Annotated in this window: 12 protein-coding genes; all 12 read right to left on the minus strand. The window is 61.0% G+C overall.

Annotated features, from left to right (window positions below; genetic code table 11):
- Window positions 1-72: 72 nt before the first annotated feature.
- The 12 genes from KDW95_RS21815 to accB all read right to left on the minus strand — a co-directional run bounded on the left by KDW95_RS21815 (window position 73) and on the right by accB (window position 14,387).
- Window positions 73-1,995, minus strand: coding sequence for a PrkA family serine protein kinase (locus KDW95_RS21815; RefSeq protein WP_255853869.1), 1,923 nt, complete (start codon window positions 1,993-1,995; stop codon window positions 73-75).
- A 445-nt stretch (window positions 1,996-2,440) separates the two neighbouring features.
- The gene (locus KDW95_RS21820; RefSeq protein WP_255853870.1) at window positions 2,441-3,508 is read right to left on the minus strand and encodes a Leu/Phe/Val dehydrogenase; all 1,068 of its coding nucleotides are present in this window, start codon (window positions 3,506-3,508) and stop codon (window positions 2,441-2,443) included.
- A 275-nt stretch (window positions 3,509-3,783) separates the two neighbouring features.
- The gene (locus KDW95_RS21825) at window positions 3,784-4,863 is read right to left on the minus strand and encodes a tetratricopeptide repeat protein (protein ID WP_255853871.1); all 1,080 of its coding nucleotides are present in this window, start codon (window positions 4,861-4,863) and stop codon (window positions 3,784-3,786) included.
- 96 nt (window positions 4,864-4,959) lie between these two features.
- Window positions 4,960-5,574: a homoserine/homoserine lactone efflux protein gene (gene rhtB, locus KDW95_RS21830; RefSeq protein ID WP_255853872.1), complete on the minus strand. Its 615-nt coding sequence runs from the start codon at window positions 5,572-5,574 to the stop codon at window positions 4,960-4,962.
- A gap of 135 nt (window positions 5,575-5,709) precedes the next feature.
- A complete protein-coding gene (purD, locus tag KDW95_RS21835; protein ID WP_255853873.1) occupies window positions 5,710-7,002 on the minus strand; it encodes a phosphoribosylamine--glycine ligase in 1,293 nt (430 codons plus the stop codon).
- Window positions 7,003-7,020: 18 nt separating this feature from the next.
- The gene (gene purH, locus KDW95_RS21840) at window positions 7,021-8,610 is read right to left on the minus strand and encodes a bifunctional phosphoribosylaminoimidazolecarboxamide formyltransferase/IMP cyclohydrolase (protein ID WP_255853874.1); all 1,590 of its coding nucleotides are present in this window, start codon (window positions 8,608-8,610) and stop codon (window positions 7,021-7,023) included.
- Window positions 8,611-8,652: 42 nt separating this feature from the next.
- A complete protein-coding gene (gene fis / locus KDW95_RS21845; protein ID WP_255853875.1) occupies window positions 8,653-8,940 on the minus strand; it encodes a DNA-binding transcriptional regulator Fis in 288 nt (95 codons plus the stop codon).
- A gap of 26 nt (window positions 8,941-8,966) precedes the next feature.
- Entirely contained in the window at window positions 8,967-9,953 is a 987-nt protein-coding gene (dusB, locus tag KDW95_RS21850; protein WP_255853876.1) for a tRNA dihydrouridine synthase DusB, read from the minus strand.
- Between the two features lie 147 nt (window positions 9,954-10,100).
- A complete protein-coding gene (locus KDW95_RS21855; RefSeq protein WP_255853877.1) occupies window positions 10,101-11,462 on the minus strand; it encodes a zinc-ribbon and DUF3426 domain-containing protein in 1,362 nt (453 codons plus the stop codon).
- 3 nt (window positions 11,463-11,465) lie between these two features.
- Window positions 11,466-12,359 carry a 50S ribosomal protein L11 methyltransferase gene (prmA, locus tag KDW95_RS21860; RefSeq protein WP_255853878.1) on the minus strand — a complete coding sequence of 298 codons (894 nt, stop codon included), beginning with the start codon at window positions 12,357-12,359 and terminating at the stop codon, window positions 11,466-11,468.
- Between the two features lie 191 nt (window positions 12,360-12,550).
- Window positions 12,551-13,891: an acetyl-CoA carboxylase biotin carboxylase subunit gene (gene accC, locus KDW95_RS21865; protein ID WP_255853879.1), complete on the minus strand. Its 1,341-nt coding sequence runs from the start codon at window positions 13,889-13,891 to the stop codon at window positions 12,551-12,553.
- A 31-nt stretch (window positions 13,892-13,922) separates the two neighbouring features.
- Complete coding sequence (accB, locus tag KDW95_RS21870; protein WP_255853880.1) at window positions 13,923-14,387, minus strand: acetyl-CoA carboxylase biotin carboxyl carrier protein; 465 nt, start codon at window positions 14,385-14,387, stop codon at window positions 13,923-13,925.
- Window positions 14,388-14,465 lie beyond the last annotated feature (78 nt).

A 14,465-nucleotide genomic window follows, 5' to 3' on the forward strand; every position in this document is an offset into this window, starting at 1 on the left:
GTCATGGCGGTGGGCAGGGGGCGCCGAGCCCGTATGTGGGGCGACAGCAACCCGTAACGGCTTTGGGGCCTGCTACTGGGACTTACGTACGCGGATATACCATTCGCTCAGCAGGCGTACCTGCTTCTCAGTATAACCCCGGTTGATCATGCGTTTGACGAACTCGCCATGCTTGCGCTGATCGTCCGACGAAGCCTTGGCGTTGAAGGAAATGACCGGCAGAAGGTCCTCGGTATTGGAGAACATCTTCTTCTCGATCACGGTGCGCATTTTCTCGTAGCTCATCCAGGTAGGGTTATTGCCATTGTTGTTGGCCCGGGCACGCAGCACAAAATTGACCACCTCGTGGCGGAAGTCCTTGGGATTGCTGATACCCGCCGGCTTCTCGATTTTTTCCAGCTCTTCGTTGATCGCCTGGCGATCCAGAATATCGCCGGTTTCGGGGTCGCGGTATTCCTGATCCTGAATCCAGAAATCGGCGTAGGTGCAGTAGCGATCGAAGATGTTCTGGCCATATTCCGAGTAGGACTCGAGGTAGGCGGTCTGCACCTCCTTGCCAAGGAATTCGATGTACTTGGGTGCCACGAACTCTTTCAGGAAGCCGATATAGCGCTCCTGGGTTTCGGTCGGGAACTGCTGCTGCTCAATTTCCTTTTCCAGTACATAGAGCAGGTGTACCGGGTTGGCGGCAACCTCGGAGGGATCAAAGTTGAACACCTTGGACAGAATCTTGAATGCAAAGCGGGTGGAGAGGCCATTCATGCCTTCATCCACGCCGGCGGCGTCCTTGTACTCCTGCAGGGACTTGGCCTTGGGGTCCGTATCTTTCAGGTTCTCGCCGTCATAAATGCGCATCTTGGAATAGAGGCTGGAGTTTTCCGGGTCCTTTATGCGGGACAGGGTGGTGAACTGGGCCAGCATGTTAAGGGTGTCCGGCGCACAGGGCGCCTTGTTGAGCGAGCTGTTTTCCAGCAGTTTCTCGTAGATGCGGACTTCCTCGGAAACCCGGGTGCAGTAAGGCACCTTGACGATATAGACGCGGTCTATAAAGGCTTCGTTGGTCTTGTTGTTCTTGAATGTCTGCCATTCCGACTCGTTGGAATGCGCCATGACAATACCGTCATAGGGTATGGCGCCCATGCCCTCGGTACTGTTGTAGTTGCTTTCCTGGGTGGCTGTCAGTAACGGGTGCAGCACCTTGATCGGTGCCTTGAACATTTCGACGAACTCCATCATGCCCTGGTTCGCCCGGCACAGCGCACCGGAAAAACTGTAGGCATCCGGGTCGTGCTGCGGGAATTCTTCCAGTTTGCGTATATCCACCTTGCCCACCAGGCTGGAAATATCCTGGTTGTTCTCATCACCAGGCTCGGTCTTGGCCAGAGCGATCTGGTTCAGAATGGAGGGATAGAGCTTGACCACCCGGAACTGGCTGATGTCGCCGCCGAACTCTTTCAGGCGCTTCACGGCCCAGGGGGACATGATGCCCTTGATGTAGCGCCGTGGAATACCAAACTCCTGTTCCAGGATTTCACTGTCTTCGTCCGGGTTGAACAACCCGAGAGGGGATTCGAATACCGGAGAACCCTTGATGGCATAAAAGTGCACGTGCTCCATCAGGTGCTTGAGCTTTTCCGCCAGGGACGACTTGCCGCCGCCGACAGGCCCGAGCAGGTACAGAATCTGTTTGCGTTCTTCCAGGCCCTGGGCGGCGTGCTTGAAGTAAGAGACGATATTTTCGATCGCTTCTTCCATGCCGTAAAATTCGTTGAAGGCTGGATAGCGTTTGATGACCTTGTTGGAAAATATGCGGCTTAGACGCGAGTCGCGGGAGGTGTCTATGGATTCTGGCTGGCCGATAGCCTGGAGCATGCGTTCGGCTGCACTGGCATAGGCCGTTGGGTCTTCCTTGCACAGAGCAAGGTACTCCTGCAGGCTCATTTCTTCCTGCTGCGTCGCGGAATAACGCGCTTTGAAGTGCTCAAAAATACTCATATCGGCTACCTTCTCTGTCTTCATTACCACTTGATTGGTAAGGTTTTTAGTCGTTTGACCGGTCCTGTTTGCCTGTTGTTGATTCAAGTGTAGCCCACCTTTGGTGTGCTGGTGGATGTTCCTGTCAAATTAGCCCGACGCCCTGGTGTCACCCCTTTGATAACGCCGCCTGGAGCAAGTTCAGGATCGGCCAAAAACACTTTCAGACGCGCTGGTGTATTTATGTTAAGCAGGAATCGGGCCAGTCTTTGGGGCTGGTGCCAGGCCCGTCGACTTGATATCTCGTGCAGGCCATTTGACCCTCGATGGCAGACGACAAAGCTGCTGCTTTGGTGGTGCCTTGGCGTTGTACGGCATGCTGCCTGGGACGGTTCAGCTGCTGGTTGATGAAAAATGCAACACCGGCCAGGCAGCCTGCTCTCATGCTGCGACGGCCCATGGCGCGCTACTGCGCAGTCGCGATGGAGGTACTGCAGTTGCCACCAGCCTGGCCTGCGGCCGCGATTATGGCTTCAGCCCGCTGGTCTGCCAGCAGGCTGGTGGCGGTATCCAGCGCATCGGCCTGCTTGAACAGTGCCTGTAGCTCTGCGCCTATGCTGTGGACCTTGGTGCTGATCTGCTGCGCGGAGGCCCGGGCATGATTGAGGGCGACAAAGATCAGGCCGCCTGCGTTGATCAGGTAGTCAGGGGCATACAGAATGCCGCGCCGGTGCAGCATGTCACCGTGGCGCGCTTCGGCCAGCTGGTTATTGGCCGAACCCGCGATTATGCTGCAGCGCAACTGCGGGATGCTGTCGTCATTGAGAATGGCGCCGAGGCCGCAGGGGCTGAAAACGTCGGCGTCTAGCCGATAGATTTCATTCACCTCGACACGCCGGGCGCCGAAAGCCTGCACGGCACGGGTGCAGCGCTGGTCATCCAGGTCGCACACGCTGAGTCGGGCACCGGCGCCGTGCAGCAGCCTGGCCACTTCGAAGCCGACATGGCCAAGCCCCTGCAACGCAACCCGAACGCCGCACAGGGACTGGCGCCCGAGCCTGTGACGCACCGCACAGCCGATGCCCTCGAAGACGCCCTGGGCGGTGGAAGGCGACGGGTTGCCGGTGCGGCTGGTGCAACTGACCCAGTGGGTGCGGGTGGCAATGGCATCCATGTCCTGCACCTGGGTACCGCTGTCCATGGCGGTGATGTAGCGCCCACCGAGATTGTCGATAAAGCCCCCAAAGGCGGCCATGAGCGCACGGCGGTTATAGCCTTGCGGTGGCTGCATGATGACCGCCTTGCCACCCCCGTGGGGCAGGCCGGCCAAAGCGGCCTTGTAACTCATGCCTCGGGCGAGGCGAATGGCATCGGTAATGGCGTCCGTATCGCTGTCATAGGGGATGAACCGGCAGCCACCAATTGCAGGGCCCAGGGTGGTCGAATGGATGGCGATAATGGCCCGCAGCCCGGTGGCTGGGTCGGCGGCGAAATGAAGGTCCTGCAGTCCTGTGCTTTCCATCTGTGCGAACATGACCTGATCCTCCGTGCATCGCCCCGGGGGCGGTGCTCTGAGCGGTTTTTTGCGTGGGCGACTTGGAACCCGATACCTTTTGGATAGCACAGGTTTTACGAAAGTTCAGGCAAGAAATTTAAATAAGTATTTGATTTTGCAGGTGCGTAACCCCTAGTCGACAGCGCTGGCGGGGGCTGTGGCGACTTTCCCTGGGCGCGCACTGAAACAGGCCCTGAGGCAGGGCCTGGGTGGCAGCAGCGGCGTCTTGCATGGCTGGTCGAAGCGCAGAGGCGCTATTTCACAGGCTGTTCTTTGCTGATCAGCCAGCGGGAATCAATCCGAATCAGGCTGAGCTCGCGCTTTACAGTGCCACCCTGTGCAGGGGGCTGCGGGCCCGCCTGCAGCATGACCTTGACCCAGTCCGGCGTCATGACCGCCAGCTCATAGGCCTGCAGCTGCAGTGCCGGTGTGGGCGTCGCCAGTGACTGCAGCCACTCTGTGTGCGCAATATTGCCGTCCGGGCTGAAGCCCGGAATATAAAGCGCCGCACGCTGCTCGAGCGTCATCGCCGGGCTCTTTGCCCAGGCTTCCAGGGCCTGCCCCACGTCAGCGGTTATCGAGCTGGCGTCGTCTGCATCGAGGCCAGCCTCCAGCATGTCGAGCCGCGGTGCCGGTCGCGACCGGCCGAGCCCCAGGGCATCGCTGTAGGTGCTTTTGGACAGTTCGGCATACAGGTTGCGCAGGTTGGCGTGGATGCGGGCGTAGTGTGGATGGGTCGCAAGAGCCTGCTGCAGCTGATCGATGGCGTCGCTGTACTGGCGTGATTCAGCCAGCATGACCCCCAGGTTGTTGTAGGCCTCGGGGCGGTCGGGATAGAGCTCGATCAGCTGCATCAGCTCGGTCTGGGCGTGCTGATGGAAGCCCTGGCGGTACAGCGCCTGGGCGTCATTCAGTACCAGGCGGTAGCGGGCATCGGCCTGCAGCCTGGGCAGTGGCGGGGCGGGGGCGGGTTCCGCTGGAGCTGCAGTGGCCACGGGGGGGCTGAGAAGGATATCGGATTCGTCGGTGTTGCTGTTGCTGTCGGCATGCTCGTCCTTTTCGCTGTTGAGCCAGCTTTTTATCTCGGCAAGTTCCGCGTACAGCGCATCATCTTCTATCGTGCCGCTGCGCCCCGGGGCTGTCGCTGCAGCAGCGGTAGTGGCTGGCACGGCGGCATCGCAGCTGAAGGATTCCGCATTGCCGCTGCGAAGGCAGTAGGGTGAGTCGGGCCTGGCAATGTCTTGCTGCGCCTGGCGGCTGCTGCAACCCGCCAGGGTTGTGGCCAGCAGGATACCGAACATCAGGGGCTTGATACCGAGTCGTTCCGAATGCATAGGTCGATCCATCTCCTTTGGGTAGCCATTGCCGCACGGCGGGACGCTGTTTAAAAACGACCCGCGTTGCTATCGTCAGTGCTGTTCAGCAAGCTGCTAGTGCTGGGCACCGGACAATACCAGACCTGCACCAATCAGCGCGCTGCCGGTGATCCGGTTCTGGGTTCTGCGTGCCCGGGCGTTCTGCATCAGGTGTCGCAGCCTCGAGGCCAGCAGGCTGTAGCCGGTCATGACGCACCAGTCGACGGTGACCAGGGTGGCGCCGATAATCAGCAATTGTGGGAACTGTGGCTGTGCAGGATCCAGGAACTGTGGAATGAGCGCGATCAGGAAAACCAGCCCCTTGGGGTTGGTGATATTGATCAGAAGGCTTTGGCCAAAGGCACGGCGCCAGCCGCACAGCTGCCCCTGATCCAGGGTTAGCTCAGCCCGGTCACGCCATTTCTGGATGCCAAGCCAGACCAGGTAGGTGACACCTATCCATTTGATAACACTGAACAGGGTGACCGAGGCCGCGATCAGGCTGCCCAGCCCGACGCCGACGATGATGATCTGGATACCATAGCCACTGATGAGCCCGAGGATGGCCGGCTGCGCGCGCGTGCAGCCCTGGCTCAGGCCATAGCTCATGGCGGTAACGGCGCCGGCTCCCGGCGACAGACTGATCAGGGTAGCGGCGGCCAGCAGCGTCAGCCAGATAGTAAACGTCATGATGCTTCCTTCTCGGGTGAACCTGTGCTCGGCCTGGGCCGGGCGCAGGGCGCGGCTGTCAGGATTCCATCTATCTTAAAACAAAAACAGCCACCCGTAGGCAGCTGTTTATAGGCTTTCAGTAGCGTGGTGACGCTACTCGGCCTGTGCCTGCTCGCGTGCAATGGCGCGGTACGCGATATCGGTACGATAGTAGGCATTGTCCCAGCTGACCTGCTTCAGCAAGTCGTAGGCCCGCTGCTGGGCATCGGTGACAGTATCCCCGAGGGCTGTTACGCAGAGTACCCGGCCACCGGCGGTAACCACCTGGCCGTCACGCAGGGCGGTACCGGCGTGAAACACCTTGCTGCCGTCCGGCGCCTGGGCCGGCTCGGTGATGACATCGCCCTTGCGGTAGTCACCGGGGTAACCGCCGGCGGCCATGACGACACCCACGGCGGGGCGCGGGTCCCACTCGATGCTGACCTGGTCCAGGCGGCGCTCAATGGCCGCCAGGCACAGATCCGCCAGGCTGGACTTGAGCCGCAGCATGATGGGCTGGGTCTCGGGGTCGCCAAAGCGGCAGTTGTACTCGATGACCTTGGGCGTGCCGTCGGCCATGATCATGAGGCCGGCATAGAGGAAACCGGTGTACTCGTTGCCTTCCGCCGCCATGCCGCGCACCGTCGGCATGATGACCTCGTCCATGGCGCGCTGGTGGATCTCGGGCGTCACCACGGGGGCGGGTGAATAGGCACCCATGCCGCCGGTGTTGGGGCCGGTATCACCATCGCCAACACGCTTGTGATCCTGGCTGGTGGCCATGGCGAGGACGTTTTCACCGTCCACCATGACAATAAAGGAGGCTTCTTCGCCATCGAGGAATTCCTCGATCACGACGCGGCTGCCGGCGTTGCCAAAGGCATTGCCTGCCAGCATGTCACGGATGGCGTCTTCGGCCTCTGCCAGCGTCATGGCGACGATAACGCCCTTGCCGGCGGCAAGGCCGTCGGCCTTGACGACAATGGGTGCACCTTTTTCGCGCACATAGGCCAGGGCTGGCTCTATTTCGGTGAAGTTCTGGTATTCGCCGGTTGGAATACGGTGACGCGCCAGGAAGTCCTTGGTGAAGGCCTTGGAGCCCTCGAGCTGCGCGGCGGCGGCGCTGGGGCCGAAAATGGCCAGGCCTTCGGCGCGAAAGCGATCGACAACGCCTGCGACCAGCGGTGCTTCCGGGCCAACGATGGTCAGGTCGATGGCGCCCTGGTGGGCAAAGGCCACCAGCGCATCCAGATCCATGACATCGATGGCGATGTTTTCGAGCTTGGCTTCGTTGGCAGTGGCGGCATTGCCGGGTGCCACGAAAACTTTCTCGACACCGCTGTCGCGTGCAACGCTCCAGGCCAGGGCGTGTTCGCGCCCGCCGGAGCCGATGATCAATACTTTCATGGAATCTCCTCGCACGCCTTAGTGGCGGAAGTGACGCATGCCGGTGAAGACCATGGCGATACCGGCTTCATCGGCCGCCTTGATCACTTCGTCATCGCGCATGGAACCGCCGGGCTGGATCACCGCGGTGATACCGGCCCTGGCCGCGTTGTCGATGCCATCGCGGAACGGGAAGAAGGCATCGGATGCCATCACGGCGCCCTCGACCTGCAGCCCGGCGTGTTCCGCCTTGATGCCGGCGATACGGGCGGAGTTGACGCGGCTCATCTGGCCGGCGCCGACACCGATGGTCTGGCGGTTCTTGGCGTAGACAATGGCATTGGACTTGACGAACTTGGCCACTTTCCAGGCGAAGATCAGGTCGTGGACTTCGGCTTCGCTGGGCGCGCGCTGGGTCACGATCTTGAGATCGGAGGCGGCGATCATGCCGGTGTCACGGCTCTGTACCAGCAGGCCACCGTTGACGCGCTTGTAGTCCAGGTCGGTCACGCGCTCGGCAGACCACTGGCCGCATTCCAGCAGGCGCACATTGGCCTTGGCCGCAACCACGGCGCGGGCTTCCTGGCTGACGCTCGGAGCAATGATGACTTCAACGAACTGACGATCCACGATCGCCTGGGCCGTGTCGGCATCGAGTTCGCGGTTGAAGGCAATAATGCCGCCAAAGGCCGACTCGGTATCGGTGGCGTAGGCCAGCTCGTAGGCCTGGCGAATGCCGCCTTCAGGGCTGACGCCCACACCGCAGGGGTTGGCGTGCTTGACGATAACGCAGGCCGGCTTGACGAAGCTCTTGACGCACTCAAGGGCAGCATCGGTATCCGCGACGTTGTTGTAGGACAATTCCTTGCCCTGCAGCTGGCGTGCGGTGGCGATACCCACGTCCGCCGGGTTGGCTTCAACGTAGAACGCCGCTTTCTGGTGCGGGTTCTCGCCGTAGCGCATGTCCTGCGCCTTGATGAACTGGGTATTGAAGGTACGCGGGAACTCGGCCGGCGCCTCTTCGGTGCCATCGACGATGGCGCCCAGGTAGTTGGCAATCATGCCGTCGTAGGCGGCGGTGTGTTCGAACGCCTTCACGGCCAGGTCGAAGCGGGTCCTGTGGCTCAGGCCGCCGGCGTCAGTCAATTCGGCCAGGATGCTGTCGTAATCGCTGGAATTGACGACGATGGCGACATCCTTGTGGTTCTTGGCGGCAGAACGCACCATGGTGGGGCCGCCGATATCGATGTTCTCGATCGCCATCGGCAGATCGCAATCCGCCCGAGCAATGGTCTGGGCGAAGGGGTAGAGGTTCACCACCACCATGTCGATCGGTGCGATGCCATGGTCCTGCATCACGCCGTCATCGACGCCGCGACGGCCCAGAATGCCGCCGTGGATTTTCGGGTGCAGGGTCTTGACGCGCCCGTCCATCATTTCGGGAAAGCCGGTGTGGTCGGAGACTTCAACGGCGTTGATGTTCTGCTCGCGCAGCAGCTTGAAAGTGCCGCCGGTGGAGAGGATTTCGACGCCCTGGGCCGCGAGGGCCCGTGCAAACTCGACGATGCCGGTCTTGTCCGACACGCTGATCAGTGCGCGGCGAACCTGGGTGCTGTGTTGCTCTGCCATGGTAATTCGGGTTTCCGGTTTCCGGTTAACGAAGTGAATTTATTACAGCAGTCCGTACTGCTTCAGTTTCTTGCGCAAGGTACCGCGGTTCAGACCCAGCAGCTGTGACGCCTTGGTCTGGTTGTCCTTGGTATAGGCCATCACGGTTTCGAACAGCGGCGCTTCGACTTCTGCCAGAACCATCTGGTAGACGTCGGTAACCGGCTGACCGTCCAGCTGCTTGAAGTAGTGCGTCAGAGACTGGTGCACATTGTCACGCAGCGTTTGGGTGCGCGTGTCCTGTGGCTGTTGCGTGGCAAGTGTCGGCTGTTTAAGTTCTTTAATATCCACTTTGCGTGTCTGTCCATTGCCTGTGATCAGGCCGCTGTGCCGCTTTGTGCCCACTGGGCAAAAAAGTCGTCGATAGCGGCGAACTGGTCGTCTGCTGTTTCCAACTGATTGAATGCTTGTCTAAAGCAACTGCCACCCTGTTCGGCCTGCAGGTACCAGCCCACATGCTTGCGCGCGATGCGCACACCCATGTAGTCACCATAGAACTGGTGTAGTCCCTGCACATGCTCGAGCAGAATTCCCTTGATTTCAGCCAGGCTCGGCGCCTCAAGCGTGCGCCCGAAGCGCAGGAAATGATCGATCTCGCGCAATACCCAGGGGCGACCCTGGGCAGCGCGGCCGATCATCACGGCATCGGCACCGGTATAGTCCAGCACCCTGCGGGCCTGTTCCGGGCTGCGAATGTCGCCATTGGCGAATATTGGCAGTGATACGGCCTGCTTGATGTCTCTGATGGTGTCGTATTCGACCTCGCCCTTGTAGCTGCAGGCGCGTGTTCTGCCGTGCACGGCCAGGGCGCTGATACCTGCATCTTCCGCGATCTTCGCCACATTGAGTCCGTTGCGGTTGCTGGTATCCCAGCCGGTACGGATCTTCAGTGTGACGGGGACATCAACGGCGCCAACCACGGCGTGCAGAATGCTGCGCACCAGGGGTTCATCCTGCAACAGGGCGGAGCCCGCCGCCTTGTTGCAGACCTTTTTGGCTGGGCAGCCCATGTTGATATCGATGATCTGGGCACCACGCTCGACGTTCATGCGTGCTGCCTGGGCCATCATCTCAGGGTCGCCACCGGCAATCTGTACCGAACGGGGTTCGGGCTCACCGGCATGATTGAGGCGCATGATGGACTTGCGGCTGTTCCATAGCCTTGTATCGGAGGTCACCATTTCGGACACAACCATGCCGGCACCGAGTCGTCGGCAGAGCTGACGAAAGGGTCTGTCGGTAACACCTGCCATTGGTGCCAGAATTACCTGGCTGTCAATGGTGTAGGGGCCGATTCGGAACATGGATGACCTTATTTCAGAGAAAAAAACACCGTGAAACCCCAAAGGGCTTCGAACCTGGTTCACTCAAGGAAGGTGGGCAATGATACCGCTTCAGGGGAAAGCGTCCAACCCGTATCTGATGAAAAAATGAACAAAATCGCGCTTGCGCTAGAGTCGGGCTGGTGCTAGCTGAACCTCGTAGCTGACCGCCCGCCGGCCCGGGTCCTGAATGGCCAGGTTGACCTGGAAGGGCTGTGAATGCGCCATCTTCAGCGGATCCAGTGCGTCGTCGAGATAGTCTCGCGGTTGCAGTATGCGGCGGGCGACGGTGCGGCCGCGAATGTCAGAAAAACTGAGCTCGATGGCGGGGAAGGGCTGGCGGAAATCCGCCGTGTTTTCCAGCAGCAGATCGATGCTCAGCGCATCCTCGAAACGGGGGTGCGCGCGCACAACCAGCTGGCGGTTGTGAATGAACTCAATGGCCTGGTGCGGCGGTATGGCGCACTCAACCTGGTGGCACAGAATGTCATAGAATTCGGCCAGCGCCGGCTGGCGGGACCACTCAATGCGGTTAAACCAGGCCAGCTGGGATGCCAGCAGTACGCAGGCGGCAAGGCAGCCAAGGCTCCAGCCGAGCACTGCGCCAGGTGCCGCGGGTGTTGCTGGATGCGCAAGTTCAAGCGGTTCGGCATGCAGGTCCTGCAGTGCGGCCAGCCCCTGGGGCTGTGGCGCCGGTGGCGGTTCAGGTTGCGCACCTGGCATGGCCGGTTGTGCCGGCGGATGCTCGGCGACAGGCAGGGGATGCGGCCTATCGGAAGCCGGCGGCGCCTGCGTGACACCAGTTTCGACCGGCATGGGCGCAGCCGTCACATCCTCCACCGGTTCAGCGGCAGCTGTCTGAGATTCAGTCCTGGAGCCTGGTTTGGCGAGAGTCCTGTGCGCTGCCGGTTCGTCGCGCTCAGGGGCGGGGTCTTGCGTTGTCGCAGGCTCTGCGGTGTCTTTCTGGGCGGGTTTACCGACAGGAGGCGGTACAGGCACTACCGCTGGCTGCTCGACAGGAGGCTGTTCCGACATTCGCTCGGGCCGCTCTTCGGGGGTGGCGTGCTGTGCGGGCGTGCGCAGAAAGCTGGCGATCGCAATGGGTGCCGAGGGCGCAGCAGGACTGTGCCCGTCCTTGTGCTGCCGCGGGGTCTCGGTGGCGCTGCTGACTTCAAGTGGCGCATCGGGATCGAATGGCGGCGAGTCGGTGCTCAGCGCGCCGGTGCTAGTCCGCGTCTGGGCGGGGGTTCTGTCCGACGTCTGGGCATAGCGCACGTGCAGGGAGTATTCCTGCTGCGGCGTGGGGCGCTGCGCGACGGCATTTTCGGCCGGCGGTTGCAGCTGTTCGGAGTAGGGCTGGTGGCTTTTGGCATCGAATACCCGCAGGCAGGCACCGCACCGGACCTTGCCGTCGGCCAGCTTGAGCTGGCCTTCACTGACATTGAAGCGTGTTTCACACTCCGGACATTCGGTGACGATACCGCCATTCATGGATTACAACCTCGTACCGGAAATCCTGATCCAGCCATCCCGTTCCACGACCGGGTCCAGTTTGAACCACTGGCCGTAGGCTGCGTTTATGTCGTCGGCCTGGCGTTCCAGCAGGCCCGAGAGCGCGATGCGCCCACCGCTGCGCACGCGTTCGGCCAGGGTAGGGGCCAGTTCGACCAGCGGGCCTGCGAGAATGTTGGCAACCAGAAGGTCGCCCGCCAGCGCAGGCGCCTGGGGCGGAAAACAGGTGGTCAGACGGGCCGGGTCCAGCTTGTTGCGTTCCAGGTTGCTGTTGGTGGCCTGCAGTGCCTGGGGATCAATATCCACCGCTAGCACATGTTTTGCCCCCAGCAGCAGCGCCGCAATGCCGAGGATGCCGGAGCCGCAGCCGTAATCGGTGACCTGCAGGCCCTCCAGGGCTTCGCCGTCGAGCCATTCAAGGCAGAGCGCGGTGGTCGGGTGGGTACCGGTACCGAAGGCGAGACCTGGGTCAAGCATCATGTTCACGGCATCCGGCTCAGGGGCTTCACGCCAGCTGGGGCATACCCAAAGGCGCTGGCCAAAACGCATGGGGTGGTAGTTGGCCATCCATTCGCGCTCCCAGTCCTTGTCTTCCAGAATCTCCGCCCTGAGTTCGGGCAGGGGGCGGCCGGCGAACAGTTGTTCGTGGGCCTGGCGCACGAAACGGGTGGTTTCTTCCAGGTCATGTTCGGTGGCGAACAGGCCGGTGATGGTGGTGTTTGACCACAGTGGCGTGGTGCCCAGGTCCGGTTCAAAAATAGGCTCGTCCGCCGAGTCCTGGTAGGTAACTGCGGCGCAGCCGGCGGCCAGCAGGATGTCCTCATATTGCTCGGCGGCGTCCGGTTCGATGGAAAGCTTGATTTGTAACCAGGGCATGACGGATCCGTATATCTAAAGTGTTATCGCTGAGTATGGCTGATTCATGCCGCTCAGGAAACCTTGTGGTTGTTGCGTGCCACGCGGGGCAAAAAAGGGTCGCGCAGCCGCAAATGCAAAAGCCCGCGACGGCGGGCTTTTTCGGTTCCGCCAGAGCACCCCACGGGGGCCCTGGCGGGGAGGGTCGGGCTTTACAGACCCAGCTTCTTTTCCAGGTAGTGAATGTTTACACCACCGCGGCCAAAGTTGGTGTCGCGCACAATATCCTGATGCAGCGGGATATTGGTGCGAATGCCTTCAACCAGCATTTCGTCCAGGGCGTTGCGCATGCGCGTCAGGGCGATTTCACGGTCATCGCCGAAGGTGATCAGCTTGGCGACCAGGGAATCGTAATGCGGCGGTACGGTGTAGCCGTTGTACAGGTGCGAATCCACCCGGATGCCGAAGCCGCCCGGGGTGTGAAAGTGCTTTACGGTGCCGGGGCTCGGCAGGAAGGACTTCGGGTCTTCCGCGTTGATACGGCATTCAAAGGCATGGCCGCGCACGACGATGTCTTCCTGCTTGTAGAACAGTGGCAGGCCGGAGGCGATGCGCAGCTGTTCCTTGACGATGTCGACACCGGTGATCATTTCGGTCACCGGATGCTCCACCTGCACGCGGGTGTTCATCTCGATGAAGTAGAAGTGACCGTCTTCGTACAGGAATTCAAAGGTGCCGGCGCCGCGGTAGCCGATCGTGATGCAGGCATCGACACAGGCTTGCAGTACGCGCTGGCGCGCCTCTTCATCGATATGGGGTGCAGGGGCTTCCTCGACGACCTTCTGATGACGGCGCTGCATGGAGCAGTCACGGTCATACAGGTGAATGGCATTGCCCTGGCCATCGGCCAGAACCTGCACTTCCACATGGCGCGGGTTCTCGAGGAATTTCTCCATGTAGACCGTATCGTCGCCAAAGGCGGCGGCGGCCTCGGACTGGGTCACATGGATGGAGTTCAGCAGGGCAGCCTCGGTGTGCACCACGCGCATGCCGCGACCACCACCACCGGCGGCGGCCTTGATGATGACCGGGTAGCCGATACGGCGGGCGATGGCATGCACTTCATCGGCATTTTCCGGCAGCGGGCCATCGGAGCCTGGGACCGTGGGCACGTTGGCTTTCTTCATGGCCTTGATGGCCGAAACCTTGTCGCCCATCAGGCGAATGGTTTCTGACTTCGGGCCGATGAACTTAAAGCCGGAGCGTTCAACCTGCTCGGCGAAGTTGGCGTTTTCCGCCAGGAAGCCGTAGCCGGGGTGAATGCCGCTGGCATCGGTCACTTCGGCGGCGCTGATAATGGCCGGGATGTTCAAATAGCTGTTTTTGGACGCAGCCGGGCCAATGCAGACGGCTTCGTCTGCCAGGCGCACGTGCATCAGGTCGCGGTCTGCAACAGAGTGTACGGCCACGGTCTTGATACCCAGCTCTTTGCAGGCTCGCAGAATTCGCAGTGCGATTTCGCCGCGGTTGGCGATGACGACTTTTTCAAGCATCGGGTAAGTTCCTTGATCTGGCGAAAGTCGCTTAGACGATGGTGAAGAGCGGCTGGTCGTATTCGACCGGCTGGCCTTCTTCAACCAGGATGGCTTCGATCACGCCGGACTTGTCCGCTTCGATCTGGTTCATCATCTTCATGGCTTCAACGATGCAGATCACGTCACCGGCCTTGACGGTTTTACCGACTTCAACGAAGGCCGGCGAGCTCGGGGACGGCGCACGGTAGAAGGTGCCGACCATCGGCGAGCGCACCAGGTGTCCGGCGGCTTCTGCAGCAACGGGTTCTGCAGCGGCGGCTACGGGGGCGGCAGCCGGCGCGGCGGCGGGAGCAGCTGCCATTTGCGGATAGCTGGCCGGCATCATCATCTGGGCAGGAACCGACTGGGCCATGCGGCTGATGCGCACGGACTCTTCGCCTTCCTTGATTTCGATCTCGTTGATGTTGGACTCTTCCAGCAGCTCGATCAGTTTCTTGACTTTGCGGATATCCATGAGTGATCTCTTTTAAATTTTTGAAGTGGCTTTTAAGTGGTTTCAGGCGCCCGTCCGGCGACGATCAGGCGCCGCGTG

Origin of the sequence: Marinobacterium rhizophilum (assembly GCF_024397915.1) — a bacterium.
Lineage (GTDB): Bacteria > Pseudomonadota > Gammaproteobacteria > Pseudomonadales > Balneatricaceae > Marinobacterium_A > Marinobacterium_A rhizophilum_A.

What these genes read in the sequence shown, in the direction of transcription:
- KDW95_RS21820 (WP_255853870.1), bottom strand. Translation starts at nt 3,508, where the DNA reads ATGTTCGCACAGATGGAAAGCACAGGACTGCAGGACCTTCATTTCGCC.
- dusB (WP_255853876.1), bottom strand. Translation starts at nt 9,953, where the DNA reads ATGTTCCGAATCGGCCCCTACACCATTGACAGCCAGGTAATTCTGGCA.
- prmA (WP_255853878.1), bottom strand. Translation starts at nt 12,359, where the DNA reads ATGCCCTGGTTACAAATCAAGCTTTCCATCGAACCGGACGCCGCCGAG.
- accB (WP_255853880.1), bottom strand. Translation starts at nt 14,387, where the DNA reads ATGGATATCCGCAAAGTCAAGAAACTGATCGAGCTGCTGGAAGAGTCC.
- purD (WP_255853873.1), bottom strand. Translation starts at nt 7,002, where the DNA reads ATGAAAGTATTGATCATCGGCTCCGGCGGGCGCGAACACGCCCTGGCC.
- KDW95_RS21815 (WP_255853869.1), bottom strand. Translation starts at nt 1,995, where the DNA reads ATGAGTATTTTTGAGCACTTCAAAGCGCGTTATTCCGCGACGCAGCAG.
- rhtB (WP_255853872.1), bottom strand. Translation starts at nt 5,574, where the DNA reads ATGACGTTTACTATCTGGCTGACGCTGCTGGCCGCCGCTACCCTGATC.
- KDW95_RS21855 (WP_255853877.1), bottom strand. Translation starts at nt 11,462, where the DNA reads ATGAATGGCGGTATCGTCACCGAATGTCCGGAGTGTGAAACACGCTTC.
- accC (WP_255853879.1), bottom strand. Translation starts at nt 13,891, where the DNA reads ATGCTTGAAAAAGTCGTCATCGCCAACCGCGGCGAAATCGCACTGCGA.
- KDW95_RS21825 (WP_255853871.1), bottom strand. Translation starts at nt 4,863, where the DNA reads ATGCATTCGGAACGACTCGGTATCAAGCCCCTGATGTTCGGTATCCTG.
- purH (WP_255853874.1), bottom strand. Translation starts at nt 8,610, where the DNA reads ATGGCAGAGCAACACAGCACCCAGGTTCGCCGCGCACTGATCAGCGTG.